Origin of the sequence: Pseudomonas sp. SWRI68 (genome assembly GCF_014269165.1) — a bacterium.
Taxonomy (GTDB): Bacteria; Pseudomonadota; Gammaproteobacteria; order Pseudomonadales; family Pseudomonadaceae; genus Aquipseudomonas; species Aquipseudomonas capeferrum.
In genome coordinates, this window is the sequence record NZ_JABWRU010000001.1 from 589,608 (window position 1) to 606,361 (window position 16,754).

The 16,754-nt window shown below is 63.5% G+C and carries 17 protein-coding genes; 12 read left to right on the top strand and 5 right to left on the bottom strand.

The window, feature by feature from the left end:
* The first annotated feature begins 1 nt into the window (after position 1).
* The 9 genes from cobU to HU770_RS02715 all read left to right on the top strand — a co-directional run bounded on the left by cobU (position 2) and on the right by HU770_RS02715 (position 6,611).
* Positions 2-523: a bifunctional adenosylcobinamide kinase/adenosylcobinamide-phosphate guanylyltransferase gene (gene cobU / locus HU770_RS02680; protein WP_033700796.1), complete on the top strand. Its 522-nt coding sequence runs from the start codon at positions 2-4 to the stop codon at positions 521-523.
* Complete coding sequence (cobT, locus tag HU770_RS02685; RefSeq protein WP_186662992.1) at positions 520-1,575, top strand: nicotinate-nucleotide--dimethylbenzimidazole phosphoribosyltransferase; 1,056 nt, start codon at positions 520-522, stop codon at positions 1,573-1,575. The genes cobU and cobT overlap by 4 nt, the downstream gene beginning before the upstream one ends.
* Entirely contained in the window at positions 1,572-2,138 is a 567-nt protein-coding gene (gene cobC / locus HU770_RS02690) for an alpha-ribazole phosphatase family protein (RefSeq protein WP_186662993.1), read from the top strand. The genes cobT and cobC overlap by 4 nt, the downstream gene beginning before the upstream one ends.
* A gap of 1 nt (position 2,139) precedes the next feature.
* On the top strand, positions 2,140-2,874 hold the full coding sequence (locus HU770_RS02695) for an adenosylcobinamide-GDP ribazoletransferase (RefSeq protein WP_186662994.1): 735 nt from the start codon (positions 2,140-2,142) through the stop codon (positions 2,872-2,874).
* A gap of 174 nt (positions 2,875-3,048) precedes the next feature.
* A complete protein-coding gene (locus HU770_RS02700; RefSeq protein WP_346014121.1) occupies positions 3,049-4,164 on the top strand; it encodes a cellulase family glycosylhydrolase in 1,116 nt (371 codons plus the stop codon).
* Between the two features lie 60 nt (positions 4,165-4,224).
* Positions 4,225-4,629, top strand: a complete 405-nt coding sequence (locus tag HU770_RS02705; RefSeq protein ID WP_047581691.1) for a MarR family transcriptional regulator — start codon at positions 4,225-4,227, stop codon at positions 4,627-4,629.
* Between the two features lie 71 nt (positions 4,630-4,700).
* Positions 4,701-5,894: an MFS transporter gene (locus tag HU770_RS02710; protein WP_186654685.1), complete on the top strand. Its 1,194-nt coding sequence runs from the start codon at positions 4,701-4,703 to the stop codon at positions 5,892-5,894.
* Positions 5,891-6,013 carry a hypothetical protein gene (locus HU770_RS27245; protein ID WP_258714486.1) on the top strand — a complete coding sequence of 41 codons (123 nt, stop codon included), beginning with the start codon at positions 5,891-5,893 and terminating at the stop codon, positions 6,011-6,013. The genes HU770_RS02710 and HU770_RS27245 overlap by 4 nt, the downstream gene beginning before the upstream one ends.
* A gap of 46 nt (positions 6,014-6,059) precedes the next feature.
* On the top strand, positions 6,060-6,611 hold the full coding sequence (locus HU770_RS02715; RefSeq protein ID WP_033700789.1) for a glutathione peroxidase: 552 nt from the start codon (positions 6,060-6,062) through the stop codon (positions 6,609-6,611).
* Positions 6,612-6,626: 15 nt separating this feature from the next.
* On the opposite strand, the gene HU770_RS02720 is transcribed toward HU770_RS02715, so the two are convergent.
* Complete coding sequence (locus HU770_RS02720) at positions 6,627-6,887, bottom strand: DUF2798 domain-containing protein (RefSeq protein ID WP_186654582.1); 261 nt, start codon at positions 6,885-6,887, stop codon at positions 6,627-6,629.
* 115 nt (positions 6,888-7,002) lie between these two features.
* Here HU770_RS02720 and HU770_RS02725 point away from each other — a divergent pair, with 115 nt between their 5' ends.
* Positions 7,003-7,932 (top strand): LysR family transcriptional regulator, encoded by a 930-nt coding sequence (locus HU770_RS02725; RefSeq protein WP_186662996.1) that lies wholly within the window; start codon positions 7,003-7,005, stop codon positions 7,930-7,932.
* A gap of 41 nt (positions 7,933-7,973) precedes the next feature.
* Here HU770_RS02725 and HU770_RS02730 read toward each other — a convergent pair whose 3' ends face one another.
* The 3 genes from HU770_RS02730 to HU770_RS02740 form a co-directional block, all read right to left on the bottom strand.
* Positions 7,974-9,239 (bottom strand): outer membrane protein transport protein, encoded by a 1,266-nt coding sequence (locus tag HU770_RS02730; protein WP_186662997.1) that lies wholly within the window; start codon positions 9,237-9,239, stop codon positions 7,974-7,976.
* 146 nt (positions 9,240-9,385) lie between these two features.
* On the bottom strand, positions 9,386-9,868 hold the full coding sequence (locus HU770_RS02735; RefSeq protein WP_047581696.1) for a hypothetical protein: 483 nt from the start codon (positions 9,866-9,868) through the stop codon (positions 9,386-9,388).
* Positions 9,869-10,117: 249 nt separating this feature from the next.
* Positions 10,118-10,342 carry a hypothetical protein gene (locus tag HU770_RS02740; RefSeq protein ID WP_033700783.1) on the bottom strand — a complete coding sequence of 75 codons (225 nt, stop codon included), beginning with the start codon at positions 10,340-10,342 and terminating at the stop codon, positions 10,118-10,120.
* 952 nt (positions 10,343-11,294) lie between these two features.
* Between HU770_RS02740 and HU770_RS02745 the strand changes: the two genes are divergently transcribed.
* Together HU770_RS02745 and rmuC are read left to right on the top strand one after the other, a co-directional pair.
* The gene (locus HU770_RS02745; RefSeq protein WP_186662998.1) at positions 11,295-11,714 is read left to right on the top strand and encodes an SEL1-like repeat protein; all 420 of its coding nucleotides are present in this window, start codon (positions 11,295-11,297) and stop codon (positions 11,712-11,714) included.
* Positions 11,715-11,927: 213 nt separating this feature from the next.
* Positions 11,928-13,301 (top strand): DNA recombination protein RmuC, encoded by a 1,374-nt coding sequence (gene rmuC, locus HU770_RS02750; RefSeq protein WP_186663050.1) that lies wholly within the window; start codon positions 11,928-11,930, stop codon positions 13,299-13,301.
* Here the strand turns inward: rmuC and HU770_RS02755 are convergent.
* Positions 13,273-16,749: a hybrid sensor histidine kinase/response regulator gene (locus HU770_RS02755; protein WP_033700781.1), complete on the bottom strand. Its 3,477-nt coding sequence runs from the start codon at positions 16,747-16,749 to the stop codon at positions 13,273-13,275. The genes rmuC and HU770_RS02755 overlap by 29 nt on opposite strands.
* Positions 16,750-16,754: the final 5 nt, after the last annotated feature.

Sequence of the window (16,754 nt, forward strand, 5' to 3'; positions counted from 1 at the left end):
AATGCGCAACCTGATCCTTGGTGGCGCGCGCTCCGGCAAGAGCCGCCTGGCCGAACAGTTGGCCAGCGACAGCGGCCTGCCGGTGACCTACATCGCCACCAGCGAGCCGCTGGACGGCGAAATGAACGAACGCGTGCGCCTGCACCGCCAGCGCCGGCCTGCCGACTGGGGGCTGATTGAAGAGCCCCTGGCGCTGGCTGCCGTGCTGCGCCGCGAAGCAGCCGCAGGGCGTTGCCTGCTGGTGGATTGCCTGACCCTGTGGCTGACCAACCTGCTGATGCTCGACGACGACCAGCGCCTGGCCGAGGAGCGTGATGCGCTGCTCGACTGCCTTGAGCAGTTGCCGGGTACCCTCATTCTGGTCAGCAACGAAACCGGCCTGGGTGTGGTGCCCATGGGCGAACTGACCCGGCGCTATGTCGACCAGGCCGGCTGGTTGCACCAGGCCGTTGCCGAGCGCTGTCAGCGCGTGGTACTGACCGTGGCTGGCCTGCCCCTTATGCTCAAAGGACCTGCACTATGACTCAAGCCTGGTGGCGTGACGCCTGCCAACCCCTCGATAACGCCGCCATGGACCAGGCCCGCGCCCGTCAGCAACAGCTGACCAAACCTGCCGGTTCGCTCGGCCAGCTGGAAGGTCTGGCTGTGCACCTGGCGGGCCTGCAAGGCCGTGAGCGACCCACACTGGACCAGCTGGCCATCACCATTTTCGCCGGTGACCACGGCGTGGTCGAGGAAGGCATTTCAGCCTACCCGCAAGCGGTGACCGGGCAGATGCTGCGCAACTTCGTCGGCGGTGGCGCGGCGATCAGCGTGCTGGCCCGCCAACTGCACGCCAGCCTGGACGTGGTCGACCTCGGTACCATCGACCCTGCGCTGGAGCTGCCCGGCGTGAGGCATTTGCGCCTGGGCGCCGGCACGGCCAACTTCGCCCGCCAGCCCGCGATGACCGAGCGCCAGTTGCAGGCCGCGCTTGAGGCGGGCCGTGACAGCGCCCTGCGGGCGGCCGCACAGGGTGCGCAGTTGTTCATCGGCGGCGAAATGGGCATCGGCAACACCACCGCCGCCGCCGCCCTGGCCAGCAACCTGCTGGGTTGCCCAGCCCGTGAGCTGAGCGGCCCGGGCACTGGCCTGGACACCGTCGGTGTGCGGCACAAGGCCGAAGTCATCGAGCGTGCGCTGATCCTGCATGGTCTGCGCGCGGACGACCCGCTGCAGGCGCTGGCATGCGTTGGCGGTTTCGAGATCGCCGCCTTGGCCGGCGCCTACATCGCCTGCGCGCAAGAGGGTATCGCGGTGCTGGTGGACGGCTTCATCTGCAGTGTCGCCGCACTGGTGGCGGTGCGCCTCAACCCGCAGTGCCGGGCATGGCTGCTGTTTGCCCACCAGGGCGCGGAGCCAGGGCACAAGGCCCTGCTCGAAGCACTGCAGGCCGAACCGCTGCTGGCGCTGGGCCTGCGCCTGGGTGAGGGCAGCGGTGCCGCCCTGGCGGTGCCTTTGTTGCGCCTGGCCTGCGCACTGCACGGGCAGATGGCGACGTTTGCCGAGGCCGCCGTGGCGGACCGCCCGGCATGATCCTCGACCTGCTGCGCCACGGCGAAACGGAGCAAGGTGGCCTGCGTGGCAGCCTTGACGATGCCCTGACCGAAAAGGGCTGGGCGCAGATGCGTGACGCCGTCGCCGAGGCTGGCCCATGGCAAGTGCTGGTCAGCTCGCCCTTGCAGCGTTGTGCACGGTTTGCCGACGAGTTGGGGGCACGGCTACACCTGCCGGTACAGCGCGAGGCGTGTCTGCAGGAGCTGCATTTCGGTGATTGGGAAGGGCGCAGCGCGGCGCAGATCATGGAAGACCAGGCCGACGCCCTGGGGCGTTTCTGGGCGGATCCTTACGCGTGTACGCCGCCCAACGGTGAGCCGGTCGAGGCGTTTGCCGAGCGCGTTCTGGCTGGCGTCGAGCGGCTGGGCCAGCAGCATGGCGGCAAGCGTGTGCTGCTGGTCACCCACGGCGGCGTGATGCGCCTGTTGCTGGCCCGGGCGCGTGGCATGCCCAGGGAACACTTGCTGCAGGTGGAAGTTGCCCACAGCGCATTGGTCCGCCTGGTGCTGCGTGACGACGGCCAATGGGCCGAGGCGCACTGACATGCTGGCGTTCTGGATTGCCTTGCAGTTCCTCAGCAGCCTGCCGGTGCGCTTGCCCGGTATGCCCGAGCCACGCCAGGTGGGCCGCTCGCTGTTGTGCTACCCCCTGGTAGGGTTGCTGTTCGGCCTGCTGCTGTGGCTGGCCAGCGATCTTCTGCACAGCGCGCCCACGGCCCTGCATGCAGCGCTGCTGCTGACGCTCTGGGTGTTGCTCAGTGGCGCACTGCACCTGGACGGCTTGGCCGACAGCGCCGATGCCTGGCTCGGTGGTTTCGGTGACCGTGAACGCACGCTGCAGATCATGAAGGACCCCCGCAGCGGACCGATAGCCGTGGTGACCCTGGTGCTGGTGCTGCTGTTGAAATTCTGCGCCTTGTGGGCATTGGTCGAGCATGGGGTGGGGGTGGAACTGATCCTGGCGCCGGTGGTTGGCCGGGCGGCGATGCTTGGCTTGTTCCTCTGCACGCCTTACGTAAGGCCCGGGGGGTTGGGGCAGGCGCTGGCCGAGCATTTGCCACGTACTGCTGCCGGGTGGGTCTTGTTGGGTAGCGCCGTCTTGTGCCTTGCCGTTGGTGGTTGGCCCGTGATCTGGGTGCTGGTGGCGGTGCTGGGCGTGTTCGCCTGGCTGCGGCACGTCATGTGCCGGCGTCTGGGTGGCACGACCGGCGATACCGCCGGGGCGATGCTGGAGTTGCTGGAGCTGACCGTGGTGGTGGGGCTGGCACTCGCTCTCTGAGCGACTGCAGCAGGGCGAAGAAATTTCCAGCAACGTAACCGCAGCCACGCCCATCATGGACTTGGGTTTATCATCGGCCTCCCATTCACGCGGCCAGGGAGGCCCCTTGTGCGCCATTGGATTTTTGCCAGCCTGTTTGCTTTTCTCGCCTTGCCCGTCACCGCTGCTGATCTGATCAGCTTCTGGGATACGCCCCGCCACGGCGGCAACAGTTTCAATCGGCTGGCCCCCGACCAAGCCTACTTCAATGCCTTGCGTGCCTATGGCGCTACCTGGGTTCGGCTGTCTTATGACAAGTGGCAGCCGGCGCAGCGCGACTTCCTGCTGGGTAGCGCTGATGACTATCAAGGCCTGGCCGCAACCGATCTGGTGCAGCTGCGGGCTGTGCTCGACCGTGCTCATCTGGCCGGGCTCAAGGTCGTCATTGCCCCCCTTTCCCTGCCTGGCATGCGTTGGTCGCAGAACAACCAGGGCCAGTTCGACGACCGCCTCTGGCAAGACAAACGCTACTGGTCGCAGGCCGCTGCGTTCTGGCGGGACCTGGCGCGTGAATTGAAGGACCATCCCGCCATCGCGGCCTACAACCTGATCAATGAACCTGCGCCTGAAAAACAGGGCGGTCTGGCCGAACATGCTGCCCCTGAGCAGATGAAGCGCTGGTATGCACAAGCGCAAGGTACCGCCCGTGACTTGCCAGCGCTGTATGAGCAGTTGGTGGCGGCGATCCGTGAACAGGACCCAGACACACCGATCATGGTCGATGCAGGCTGGTATGCCGCCGCCGATGCTTTTGGTTACTGGCCCGCGCCGCTGACAGACAGCCGGGTGCTGTACAGCGTACACATGTACGAACCCTATTCCGCCACCAGTGCGCCGAACATGACGCGCAAGCAACCCTTTGCCTACCCCGGCCCTGTACCGTTCGCCGGGCAGACGCAGCAGTGGGATGGCCAGCGTGTGCAGCAATACCTGCAACAACCGCTGGCCTGGAGCGAAGCGATGCACGTGCCACGCTCACGCCTGGTGGTGGGGGAGTTCGGTTGCATGCGCCGGTTGCCAGGCTGCCAGCGCTACCTGGAAGACGTTCTTACAGTGCTGGACAGCAATCAGTTGCACTGGGCGTTCTACAGCTTCCGTGAAGACAGTTGGGATGGCATGGACTACGAGCTGGGCAGTGCCAAGGTGCCGTGGCGCTACTGGCAAGCCATTGATCAGGGCGCGCCGGACCCTCTGGCACGCAAGGCTACGGCGGAATTCGAGCCGATCAGCAAACGCCTGAAGCCTGAATGACCTTTCGCTGATAGTTGAAATTTCTTGCAACACTCATGACGCGGGTATATACACGTATCCATGTTGACCAGTGAATGCATCTGCACCCATTTACGTCGAGCCGCCCGTGGGGTGAGCCGGCATTATGACGAGGCCCTTGCCGGCTTCGGCGTCAATGTCGCCCAGTTTTCCCTGTTGCGCCACTTGCAGCGCCTCGACCGCCCCAGCATTACCAGCTTGGCCGAGGCCATGGGCCTTGAGCGCAGCACCTTGGGGCGCAACCTGCGGGTGCTGGAAGCCGATGGCCTGGTGGCCTTGGCAGGCGGCGACGACCAGCGCAACCGTGTGGTGCTGCTGACCGAACCAGGCAAGGCGCTGTTGCAGGCGGCTTACCCGGCCTGGGAGCAGGCTCAGGAGCTGCTGGTCGAGCGCCTCGGTGTTGGGCAGCGCGATGAGTTGGTACGTCTGCTGGAACAGTTGGCCTGAAGTGATACGACTATAAGCGGGTATATACCCGTAAACCTTGCGATGTGCTGGAGATAACGACAATGACTTCGGTGTGGCGAACCAGCGGGTGGGTACTGATGGGGGCAGCGCTGATTCTGGCGCTGTCCTTGGGTGTGCGACACGGTTTTGGCCTGTTTCTGGGGCCGATGAGCGCCGACTTTGGCTGGGGGCGTGGGGTGTTCGCCTTCGCCATCGCCTTGCAGAACCTGGTTTGGGGGGTGGCGCAGCCGTTCGCCGGTGCCTTGGCCGACCGCCTGGGAGCGGCGCGGGTGGTGATCATCGGCGGCATCCTGTACGCCGTCGGGTTGATCCTGATGGGCATGGCCGATTCGCCCTGGTCGTTGTCGTTGAGTGCGGGGCTGCTGATCGGCATCGGCCTTTCCGGCACCTCGTTCTCGGTCATCCTGGGGGTGGTCGGGCGCGCCGTGCCTGCCGAGAAACGCAGCATGGCGATGGGGATTGCCAGTGCTGCCGGTTCATTCGGCCAGTTCGCCATGTTGCCAGGCACGCTTGGCCTGATTGAGTGGTTGGGCTGGTCTGCTGCGCTGCTGGTGTTGGGCCTGCTGGTGGCATTGATCGTGCCGCTGGTCGGCATGTTGCGCGACCGCCCGTTGCCTAGCCATGGTGCTGAGCAGACCCTGGGCCAGGCCCTGCGTGAGGCCTGCTCGCATTCGGGGTTCTGGTTGCTGGCGCTGGGTTTCTTCGTTTGCGGCTTCCAGGTGGTGTTCATCGGGGTGCACCTGCCAGCCTATCTGGTCGATCAGCACCTGGCAGCCACCACGGGCACAACGGTGCTGGCCCTGGTTGGCCTGTTCAACATCGTCGGCACCTTCACCGCCGGCTGGCTGGGTGGGCGCATGTCCAAGCCGCGCCTGCTCACTGGGTTGTATCTACTGCGCGCGGTGGTGATCGTGTTGTTCCTCTGGGCGCCTGTGACCCAGGCCAGTGCCTACCTGTTCGGCATCGCCATGGGCTTGCTGTGGTTGTCTACCGTACCGCTGACCAATGGCACAGTGGCGACGTTGTTTGGCGTGCGCAACCTGTCGATGCTGGGCGGTATCGTGTTCCTGTTCCACCAGTTGGGCGCCTTCCTGGGTGGCTGGCTGGGCGGGGTGGTGTATGACCGCACGGGCAACTACGACCTGGTCTGGCAGATTTCGGTACTGCTCAGCCTGCTGGCTGCGGCGCTCAGTTGGCCGGTACGTGAGCGCCCGGTCGCCCGCCTGCAGGCCCAGGCCGCATGAACCGCTACTTGGTCCAAGGGCTGCTGGCCGCCGCCGCTGTCGCTCTGCTGGCGCTGGTAGGGTGGGGCTGGCACAAGGGTGGGCTGGCGTTGATGCAACTGGGCATGAGCGTTTGTTAAGCGCTACCCTGCAAGTTCATGGATTGTCTTGCCGGAGAAACGAACGATGCGTGCACATTGGTTGATGGTGCCTGTGCTGGGCCTGCTTGCCGCCACGTCGAGCTGGGCTGCGGATTGCCCCGCCTTGTTGCAGGGCAGCCTGCCGGAGTTGCGTGGCAAGGGGCAGGTCGACCTGTGCCAGCGCTTTGCCGGCAAGCCGCTGGTGGTGGTCAATACGGCCAGCTATTGCGGGTTCGCGCCGCAGTTCGAGGGGTTGGAGGCAACGTACAAGGCGTACCACGAGCAGGGGCTGGAGATGCTCGGTGTACCGTCCAATGACTTCAAGCAGGAAGACCCCGATAGCGAAAAAATTGCCAACGTCTGCTACGCCAATTATGGCGTGACCTTCACCATGACCAAGGCCCAGGCGGTACGCGGCAAGGATGCGATACCGCTGTTCAGCGAGCTGGCAAACCAGAGCAGTGCGCCGAAGTGGAACTTCTACAAGTATGTGGTGGACCGCAAGGGCAAGGTGATCGGCAATTTTTCCAGCCTGACCAAGCCGGATGACCCTGCCTTCAGGGCTGCGATCGAGAAGGCCATCGCATCGCAGCCGTAGTGCTATTCCTTCGATTCAATGAGGGTGAACAGTGATCGCCACCAGCCGCACCACCAGCGGCCTGACCATCAACACGCAGACAAACGCCACCGGCATGGCCAGTTGGTAAGCCTTCAGCACATTGCCCAGGTACTGCGGATTCACCCCCGCATTGGCGGCCGTGATCACAAAGCACATCAACAGCGCCATGATCGATGACATGTAGAACGCGAAAACGTAGGGTGTGGCGCTGGGGCGCAGTTTGCGCCGGCTGCGTGTCGGGGACAGGTTGTTCATGCGAACTCCAGAACAGTAAGTGAGGGCGCAGGTTAGCAATCACCTCTGCAGGGTTTGTAGACCACCGTGGTTGAGTTCTTTATAAAGAGATTCTTACGAATCCAAAGGGCGCAACATGGACCTGCTCAATGCCATTCGCAGCTTCATCAAGGTGGTCGAAGCCGGTAGCATCGCTGCAGGTGCACGCAACCTGGGGCTAAGCCCGGCGGCAGTGAGCCAGAACCTGGCGCGGCTTGAAGCGCATCTGCAGGTACGCTTGCTCAGCCGTACCACGCGCAGCATGGCGCTGACGCCGGCGGGTACGCTCTATTACGAGCGGGTCAGGCAGGTAGAGCGTGATCTGGCCCAGGCCGAGCTGGCCGTCACCACGCCCGACAGTGAGCCCCAGGGCCGCCTGTGCATTGCGTCGACCTCGGCCTTCGGTCGCCATGTGCTGGCGCCGTTGATTCCGGCATTCAGTGCCCGTTATCCGCAGCTTTCGATAGAGTTGGTAACGACTGATCGGCGGGTCAACCATGCGCGCGAAGATGTGGATGTCAGCCTGCGCATCGCCCCGCAATTGGAAGACCAACTGCTGGCCAGGCACATCGCGCGTATCCCCTTCATTTGCTGCGCCTCGCCCGGTTACTTGGCCAGCGCCGGTGTACCTGCCGCGCCCGAAGCCCTGCGCGAGCACCGCTGCCTGGTGTTCCGTTACCCGGTGGATGGCCGCTTCCTGCGGTGGGGCTTCATGCGCGACGGCATGCGTTTCGAGGCGGAGTTCGGCACCGTGCTGATCAGCGACGATATCGATGCCCTGACCCAGATGGCGCTTCACGACGGCGGGATCACCCGGCTGGCAGCCTTCATCGTTCAGCCTTACCTGGCCACGGGCGAACTGGTGCCTTTGTTCGAATACAGCGACAGCGGCCAGGCCTATGCCCAGACCGAGCCGATGGATATCTACCTGTGCCTGGCCGATCGTTTCGCCATGACCGCCAAGGTACGTGCCTTCACGGACTACCTGCGCGAATGCCTGGGTGACAGCTGGCAGGTCCAGGCATGAAAAAACCGCCACAAGGGCGGTTTCTCCATGCGCGGGATGACTCAGAAGCGGTAGGTAAGGGAGGCACCGACGCCATGAGCGCTGTTCTCGTACTTGGCCTGGTAGCTGCCTTTGCTCGCGCTGACCTGGTTGACCTTGGTGTCTTCCTCCCACAGGTAGGAGTAGGCCACGTCGATGGTCATGTCTTCGTTCGGGCTCCAACCCGCACCCAGGCTGAACACCTTGCGATCGCCAGTCGGGATGCGCGGTGAACGGTCGTGGTTGTTGGTTGGCGACTGGTCGACGGTGAAGCCGGTACGCAGCACCCACTCCTTGTTGACCTTGTAGGACGCGCCGATGGCGTGTGCCCAGGTGTCGTGCCAGTTCTGCTCTTCGGTGATGGTCTGGAACGCGGAACCGGCCAGCGGCGCTGGCACATCGTTTTGCACGGTGATGTCTTTCAGGCGGCTCCAGCGGGTCCAGGTGCTGCCTGCGTACAGGGTCCACTGGTCGTCGAGTTCGTGGGTGACCGAAAGGTCGACGGACTCTGGCGTCTTGATCTTCAGGGTGGCGTCGAACTTGTTACCGTTGAACGGCCCGATCAGCGGGGTGCTGACGCGGGTCTTGCCTTCGAGCTTGTAGTCGACCATCGAGTGGTAGGTCAGGCCGACGCGGGTGCTGTCGGTGGCCTGGACCAGGATACCGATGTTGTAACCCACGGCGGTGTCGTCGCCTTTGATCTTCACTTCACCATCGTTGCGGCCAGGGGTGAAGGGGTTGATCAGGCTCGAACCCAGTTCACCCTTGATGCGGTTGATGGTTGGGCCGAAACCGATCGAGACCTTGTCGTTGAAGGCGTAGCTGATGGTTGGCTGGAAGGTCACGACCTCGACGTGGCTCTTTTTGCCCCAGTAACGGGCGGCATCGTCGCTGCCGTAGTCGGTCACCAGGCCAAAGGGCACGTACACGCCGAAACCGACGCTCCAGTGATCATCGATCGGCTTGACGTAGTACCCCATCGGTACGCCGACCAGCGGCACCATGTCACCGTCGGTTTCCCCCCCGAGGTTACTGCCACGGCCCGAGATATCGGACTTGGCGATGACGGCGGCGCCGCCCACGGTGATCTGTTCGCGTTTGAGGCGGGACATGCCGGCCGGGTTGCCAAACACGGTGCTGGCATCATCGGCAGAAGAAGAACGTCCCGCGAAACCTGTCCCCATGCTGCTGATGCTCTGTTCGTTCAGGGCAAAGCCGCTGGCGAGCAGTTGGCTGGAAGCAAGCGCAACGGCTACGCCGAGGGAGGTTTTGAGCATTACTTTTTTCATTATTAGAAACTCCTTGGGATCTCCGGGGCGAAAAGCTACCAACAAATCGCGCGCCGCGCTATAGCCTCAATCACAGGAGATAGAGCGGTTTTGTAGGACAATCCGACCAAAATTCCATTTTTTCCAGTAATGCTGTAGGGCGTTTCCTAAGATGCCTGAGGCAATCTCTGATCTATGCAGGTGTGCCAGGCTTGAGTGAAGTCGCGCAGGCGACCCTGGGGGTGGAAAACCTGCCGCCAGATACGCGCCAGGCCCAGCAGGTCGTCAGCCGCCGGTAGCGCCGTGGCTTGGGCTTCGACAAGCATCCAGGCAATGGCGGTGGAGTAGCGCAGGTTTACCGTGAGTTCAAGGTGGGGGCCGCCGAGAAAGGCGTGTTGGCTGGCCAGGCCACGGACCAGGCTGGCGAGGTCCGGATCGCGGGCGAGATACTCGTCCCAGAGCGCCTGGTGGCGGGTTTCGCCGATGCGGTAGAGGCCATGGCCACGTCGGTCGTGCAAGGCTGAGCCGAGTGCCGACTGGCTGGCGGCAATGCCCAGTAACAACGCTTCGGCGCTAGGGCAGTGACGGTTCAGGTAGACCAGGGTTGGCCGGATCACATACAGACACAATTCATTCGCAGCGATACCCATAATGCCCTCGAGCAAGTAAGGGCCGGACGGGCGCTGGAGCTTGGCAGCTGGTGAATGATCAGGCCCGCCGGAAGCGGTTAGCACCGCTCGAGTTGAAGTGTAGTGTGATAATCGTGGTGTAAAGAGCTGTTTTTAAATCGATTGCTGCCTGACGTCCTTGGCTATATGCCGTGCGGCAATTACGCCAAGAACGATCGGGCAGGGTGTCGAAACAGCGATTCAGCGCTTGAATAGCGAGGTATTCGCCGCTCACGCAGTGAGCGACTGACGCGTCCGGGCGATTACCGCCTGCAGGGGTTCCTTGCGGCTGTACTGATCGGCGTACAGGCGTTCGGTATGGCAGGCGACGCCGTGTTCGTCCACCAGGGTAAAGCTGAAGCTGCCCTTGCGAGGGGCAACGATAAGGCACTTCAACGGCGAGAAGGCCTGGGAGAGGGTGCCAATGGCAGCCTGAATGTGCGGATGAGTTTGCATATTATTGGAGGTTCCTGCTTTAAACACGGAGGATATGATCCGTGCATGATAGAAACGTTCCAGTGACGCCTTTATTAAGGGACGAACGAACCTGACTGGAACAAAGCAGCCAGAGGGAGCGCAATCAAATAGTGGGCGCTTGGGCTGACTGGTAGGTACTTCAGAGGGCAGGCAGCACACCGGGGCCAAGGTTCTAGGCCATCGGGGTGGGATCCTGATCAATCTGCTAGGTGATTCGAGCTTGGGCAGCGTATGGCTGGCGAAGGAATCATCGAGTGGGCCGGTCCTGGTTTCAGCAGGCTTCGCTGTTGGGGGAGCGATTCTGCAAGGACGCTTAAGGCCAATTGACTTTCAGCTTGGTACTAACGAGGTGCACCTTACCGAAAAAAAAACGGTTTGGCAAGTGCTTCTGCAAGGGTGCAGGTTAGCCGAGCAGTATGGCGCTTCTTTCGCAGGCTGTGAAGAGGGGTAAATGGCTGGCATTGGCGTGGATGTACTCATTTTGTGCATTCAAACGAAGGCTTGTGGTGCACTTGTGCACATTTGGCGCGCAGGCTGTAACACGGCGGCAACAGGTTCCAAGCGCCTCGCCAATGACTTGACTGGGAAGCTAAGTCAATGAAAAAAAACACTAATTTTTGCTGGTGAAAAAATCGTCAGTTTGACTGGAGCCCCCAGTTTACGGGGGTTTTGGGGGCACCGAAGGGGGTTGTCCACCGAGTTATCCACAGGAACTGTGGATTGTCCCGAGCGCTTGCTCTAGGACGGGCGTGCCAGCAAACCAGGGAACTGTCTGACAATCTTCGGGCGCCCGTAGGCCGGTTGGTCATCCACTTGAAAACGTCAAGAAAAGATCATCGAAATTATTCTTCAATCCTCCATAAATCGACAGGCCATGCCCGGAAAAATGGAGTAGAGTGGCGCGCCTTTCGAGTTACCTTTCCTGTTGCTCATGAAGTTTCGCGGTAAACACCTCGCCAACCCGGCTGACACGTCGTCAGTGCCCCCACCCAAACGCTTTTCCCTGAAAGTGGCCCTATGGCTGCTCGACAGCCCGCGCTTGGGTGACAAGCCTCAGGTCAAGCATCTGGCTGGTCGCCTGCTGAAACAGCCGGCACGCCAGGGCGTCGTGGTAGCCCAGAGCCGGTTGGGGCAGATGCTGTGCCGTGATTGCGGCAACGCCCGTGACCGGCGCATCGGCCACGAACTGCTGCGTCAAGCCGCCCGTGCCGGTGATCGGCGCGCACAGCTGGAGTATGCAAGGTTATGCCAAACCAACGCGCCCGAGCAGGCCCGCTACTGGCTGGAACTGGCGGCGGCGCAGGGCTCGCAGGAAGCGCGGCGGTTGCTGGGGCAGTGGTTTTCAGGCTGAGCGCTGCTTGGCTACTAGCGGCCCTTATGCGGGCGCAGGCAACCTGCCTCCCAGGCTGATAAGCTGCGCAGCATTCATCAAGGTTCGATCGGGGTAACCATGACAGTGGATCTGGCCAGCATTCTGCTGGGCTTGGTGGTGGGTGCAGTGCCCTGCCTGGGTTGGCTCATGCAGGTGCAGCGTCGCCATGGGGCCCGGCAGGGTGAACAGGCCCTGCTCGAAGAGCGCCTCAACGCCGCCCAACTGTCCCTGGCCGGGCTGCAGGCGCAACTGGAGGCCGGTCGCGACGAGATCAGCGACCTCAGCGAAGCCAACACCGTCAAGCAAGCCCAGCTGGCAGCCCAGGGCCGTGAACTGGAGCTGTTGCAGATCGACCGCGACAACGCCCGCGATGCCGCCCACGCCTGGAGCCTTGAACGCGCCAACCGTGAAGCCGAGCTACGGCGCCTGGAAGCCCAGGCCGCACGGCTGGGCGCCGAACTGCGCGAGCAGCAGGAGAGCCACCAACAGCGTCTCGAAGACCTGCAAGAGGCCCGCGATACCCTGCGTGCGCAGTTCTCCGACCTGGCCACGAAAATCTTCGACGAGCGCGAGCAACGCTTTGCCCAGGCCAGCCAGCAGCACCTGGGGCAAATGCTCGACCCGCTCAAGGAACGCATCCAGGCCTTTGAGAAGCGCGTCGAGGAAAGCTACCAGCAGGAAGCACGCGAGCGTTTCTCGCTGGGCAAAGAGTTGGAGCGCTTGCAGCAGCTCAACCAGCGCCTGTCCGATGAAGCCACCAACCTCACCCAGGCCCTGAAAGGCCAGAAAACCCAGGGCAACTGGGGCGAGATGATCCTTGAGCGGGTACTGGAGCACGCCGGCCTTGAGAAGGGCCGCGAGTACCAGACCCAAGTCAGCCTCAAGAGCGCCGATGGCGAACGCTTCCAGCCCGATGTGCTGATCATGTTGCCCGGCGACAAGCAGGTGGTGGTGGACGCCAAGGTCAGCCTCACGGCGTACCAGCAGTTCGTCGGCAGCAACGACGAGGCCGCGCTCAAGCAGCACGTGCAGTCGTTGCGCAGCCACGTCAAAGGCCTTTCGAGCAAGGACTATAGCCGCCTCGAAGGCTTGCACAGCCTGGATTTCGTGCTGCTGTTCGTGCCCATCGAGGCCGCCTTCTCGGCAGCCCTGCAGGCCGAGCCCAACCTGTTCCAGGAAGCCTTCGACCGGCACATCGTGATTGTCAGCCCGACCACGCTGCTCGCCACCCTGCGGGTGATCGACAGCCTGTGGAAGCAGGAACGCCAAGGCCAGAACGCCCGCGAGATTGCCGAGCGCGCCGGTTGGCTGTACGACAAGTTCGTGCTGTTCATCCAGGACCTGGACGAACTGGGCAGCCGCTTGCAGCAGGTAGACAAGGCCTATGCCGCAGCGCGCAACAAACTGTGCGAGGGGCGTGGCAACCTGGTCAGCCGCTCCGAGCAGCTGAAGTTGCTTGGCGCCCGTGCCAGCAAGAGCCTGCCGGCAGACCTGCTGGAACGGGCGCTGTCCGATGAAACCCCGGCGGGCGAAGCGCTTACTGAACCAGGCTCAGATGCCGATTGAGCAGGGCGCGCAAGGCGGCCGGCTTGACCGGCTTGGCCAGGTAATCCAGGCCTGACGCATGCACCAGGGCGATGGTCTCTTTACTGCCGTCGGCGCTGATCACCACCCCAGGCACCGGCTCGCCCAGCCGTGCGCGTAGCCAGCCCATCAGTTCGGTGCCGGTTTCGCCGTCGTCCAGGTGGTAGTCCACCAGGGCCAGGTGCGGGCGCATGCCCTTGGTCAGCAAAGCCTCGCATTCGGCGCGGTTGCGCGCGGTCCAGACCTGGCAGCCCCAACGGCTGAGCAGGCTGTTCATGCCGATCAGGATGCTGTCTTCATTGTCGATGCACAGCACGTTCAGCCCGGCCAGCGGCTGGCCAGACTGTTCCACCGGCGCACTCGGTGCGGGTGCCGCCTGGCGGGCAATCGGCACGCTGACGCGGAACACCGTGCCTTTGCCGGGCCACGAGCGCACTTCGAGCGAATGGCCGAGCACCCGGCACAGGCCATCGGCGATCGCCAGGCCCAGGCCCAGGCCTTTCTCGGCGCGGGTCTGGTGGCTGTCCAGGCGTTTGAATTCCTGGAAAATCTCCTGCAGCTTGTTGTCGGCGATGCCGGGGCCACGGTCCCAGACTTCCAGCCACAGGCGCTCACCCTGGCGACGGGCACCGAGCAGAATCGGGCTTTTGCCATAGCGCAGGGCGTTGGTCAGGAAGTTCTGCAGCACCCGGCGCAGCAGTTTGATGTCGCTGTCGACCCGCAGGCGGCTGCCGCGCAGGCGGAACTCCAACCCTTTTTCGGCGGCCAGTACCTTGAACTCGGCACCCAGGGTGTCGAACAGCTCATTGAGGGCGAACGGCTTGGCGTCCGGGGTGATCTTGCCGTTCTCCAGGCGCGAGATGTCCAGCAGGTCACTGATCAGTTCTTCGGCCGAGCGTAGCGAGCTGTCCATGTGCTGCACCAGTTGCTGGGCCTCGTCATTCATGCCTTCGGCCTGCTGCGACAGGGCGGCCGAGAACAGCCGCGCGGCGTTCAGCGGTTGCATCAGGTCGTGGCTGACCGCGGCCAGGAAGCGGGTCTTGGACTTGCTCACGGCTTCGGCCTGGCTCTTGGCTTCGGACAACGCCTGGTTGAGCTGCGACAGCTCATGGGTGCGTTCCGCCACCCGTTGCTCCAGGCCCTCGTTGGCATCGCGCAGCGCCTGTTCGGCTTCGCGGAACGGGGTGATGTCGGTGAAGCTCATGACAAAGCCGCCGCCGGGCATCGGGTTGCCGATCAGTTCGATGACCCGGCCGTTGGGGAACAACCGCTCGGAAGAATGCGCACGACCCTGGCGCATCCAGTGCAGGCGCCGGGCCACGTGCACCTGCGCCTCGCCTGGGCCGCACAGGCCGCGCTCGGCGTTGTAGCGGATGATGTCGGCAATCGGGCGGCCCACGCTGATCAGCCCGTCAGGGTAGTTGAACAGTTCCAGGTAACGGCGGTTCCAGGCCACCAGGTGCAGGTTCTGGTCGACCACGCTGATGCCCTGGTTGATGTTTTCGATAGCGCCTTGCAGCAGCGCGCGGTTGAACTGCAGCACCTCGCTGGCTTCGTCGGCGATGCGCACCACGTCTTCGAGCTGCATGTCGCGGCCTTCGATGGCGGCCTTGACCACGGCGCGGGTCGACGAGGTGCCAAGCACGCCGGCGAGCAGGCGTTCGGTGTGTTCGATCCAGTCGCCGTCGGCGTTCTGGTTGGGGTTGAAGCCTTTGCCCTGGCGGTAGGCGAAGCGGATGAAGCTCTGCCGGGCACGTTCTTCGCCGACGAAGCGCGAGGCCAGGGTCAGCAGGTCGTCGATCTGCACGGCCAGCAGCGGTTTGCTGCTGGGCCGGGCGCTGGTCTGCTGGCCGATGAAGCGCCCGGCCTGCCAGTGTTCCGACACCCGCGTGCGCGACAGCACCGAAACCCAGGCGAACAGCGTGAAGTTACCCGCCAGCGACAGCACCACGCCTTGGGTCAGCGGGCTGATCGGCAGGTTCAGCGGGTTGCCATGCAGCCACGCCAGGCCCGGGAACAGCGCCAGCGACCAGCCCACGCTATGGGCGGCAATGGGCAGCACCAGGGTGTAGAACCACAGGAAGATGCCGGCGGCCAGGCCTGCGAACACGCCGCGCCGGTTAGCCTGCTTCCAGTACAGCGCGCCGAGCATGGCCGGGGTGAGCTGGGTCACGGCGGCGAAGGCGATCTGGCCGATGGTCGCCAGGCTTGCGGTGGAGCCCAGCAGGCGGTAGCTGACATACGCCAGCAGCAGGATGACCACGATGGTCACCCGGCGTACCGAGAGCATCCAGTGGCGGAAGGCTTCGAATGGCCGCTCGGCATTATTGCGGCGCAGCAGCCAGGGCAGCAGCATGTCGTTGGAAACCATGGTCGACAGGGCCACGGCCTCGACGATGACCATGCCGGTGGCGGCCGAGGCACCGCCGATGAAGGCCAGCAGGGCCAGGCTCGGGTGGGCTTCGGCCAGGGGCAGGCTGATCACGAACGAGTCGGACATCACCGTACCGGGCAACAGCATCTGCCCGGCCAGGGCGATCGGCACCACGAACAGCGCGGCCAGGGCCAGGTACATCGGGAACACCCAGCGGGCCAGGCGCATGTCCTGCGGTTCGATGTTCTCCACCACGGTGACATGGAACTGCCGCGGCAGGCAGATGATCGCCATCATGGCCACTGCGGTCTGCACCACCATCGAGGGCCAGTTGATGGTCTCCTGCCAATAGCTTTCCAGCTGGATCGACTGGCGTGCCTGGCTGAACAGGTCGTCGAAGCCGTCGTACAGGTTGAACACCACGAAGATGCCCACGGCGAGAAAGGCCAGCAGCTTGATCAGCGACTCGAAGGCGATCGCCAGCACCATGCCGCGGTGGTGCTCGGTCACATCCAGGCTGCGCGTGCCGAACACGATGGCGAACAGCGCCAGCACCAGCGACACCACCAGTGCGGTGTCTTGCACCCGGGTGCCGGTGGCATCGGCATTGGCACCGATTAGCAGGTTGACGCCCAGCACGATGCCTTTGAGCTGCAAGGCGATATAGGGCAGCACGCCGACCAGGCAGATCAGCGCCACCACCACCGCCAGGGTCTGCGATTTGCCGTAGCGCGCGGCGATGAAGTCGGCGATCGAGGTGATGTTCTGCTGCTTGCTGATCAGCACCATCTTCTGCAGTACCCAGGGTGCGAAGATCATCAGCAGCACTGGGCCCAGGTAGATCGGCAGAAATGCCCAAAGCTGTTCGGCGGCCTGGCCGACCGCGCCAAAGAAGGTCCAGCTGGTGCAGTACACGGCCAGCGACAGGCTGTACACCCAGGCACGCAGCTTCGGCGGCAACGGTGTGCTGCGGCGGTCGCCATAGAAGGCGATGGCGAACATGATGGCCATATAGGCCAGGGCGACCACGGCGATCAGCCCGCTGGACAACGACATGAAAA

What these genes read in the sequence shown, in the direction of transcription:
- cobU (WP_033700796.1), top strand. Translation starts at nt 2, where the DNA reads ATGCGCAACCTGATCCTTGGTGGCGCGCGCTCCGGCAAGAGCCGCCTG.
- cobT (WP_186662992.1), top strand. Translation starts at nt 520, where the DNA reads ATGACTCAAGCCTGGTGGCGTGACGCCTGCCAACCCCTCGATAACGCC.
- cobC (WP_186662993.1), top strand. Translation starts at nt 1,572, where the DNA reads ATGATCCTCGACCTGCTGCGCCACGGCGAAACGGAGCAAGGTGGCCTG.
- HU770_RS02695 (WP_186662994.1), top strand. Translation starts at nt 2,140, where the DNA reads ATGCTGGCGTTCTGGATTGCCTTGCAGTTCCTCAGCAGCCTGCCGGTG.
- HU770_RS02705 (WP_047581691.1), top strand. Translation starts at nt 4,225, where the DNA reads ATGTTGACCAGTGAATGCATCTGCACCCATTTACGTCGAGCCGCCCGT.
- HU770_RS27245 (WP_258714486.1), top strand. Translation starts at nt 5,891, where the DNA reads ATGAACCGCTACTTGGTCCAAGGGCTGCTGGCCGCCGCCGCTGTCGCT.
- HU770_RS02715 (WP_033700789.1), top strand. Translation starts at nt 6,060, where the DNA reads ATGCGTGCACATTGGTTGATGGTGCCTGTGCTGGGCCTGCTTGCCGCC.
- HU770_RS02720 (WP_186654582.1), bottom strand. Translation starts at nt 6,887, where the DNA reads ATGAACAACCTGTCCCCGACACGCAGCCGGCGCAAACTGCGCCCCAGC.
- HU770_RS02725 (WP_186662996.1), top strand. Translation starts at nt 7,003, where the DNA reads ATGGACCTGCTCAATGCCATTCGCAGCTTCATCAAGGTGGTCGAAGCC.
- HU770_RS02730 (WP_186662997.1), bottom strand. Translation starts at nt 9,239, where the DNA reads ATGAAAAAAGTAATGCTCAAAACCTCCCTCGGCGTAGCCGTTGCGCTT.
- HU770_RS02735 (WP_047581696.1), bottom strand. Translation starts at nt 9,868, where the DNA reads ATGGGTATCGCTGCGAATGAATTGTGTCTGTATGTGATCCGGCCAACC.
- HU770_RS02740 (WP_033700783.1), bottom strand. Translation starts at nt 10,342, where the DNA reads ATGCAAACTCATCCGCACATTCAGGCTGCCATTGGCACCCTCTCCCAG.
- HU770_RS02745 (WP_186662998.1), top strand. Translation starts at nt 11,295, where the DNA reads ATGAAGTTTCGCGGTAAACACCTCGCCAACCCGGCTGACACGTCGTCA.
- HU770_RS02755 (WP_033700781.1), bottom strand. Translation starts at nt 16,749, where the DNA reads ATGTCGTTGTCCAGCGGGCTGATCGCCGTGGTCGCCCTGGCCTATATG.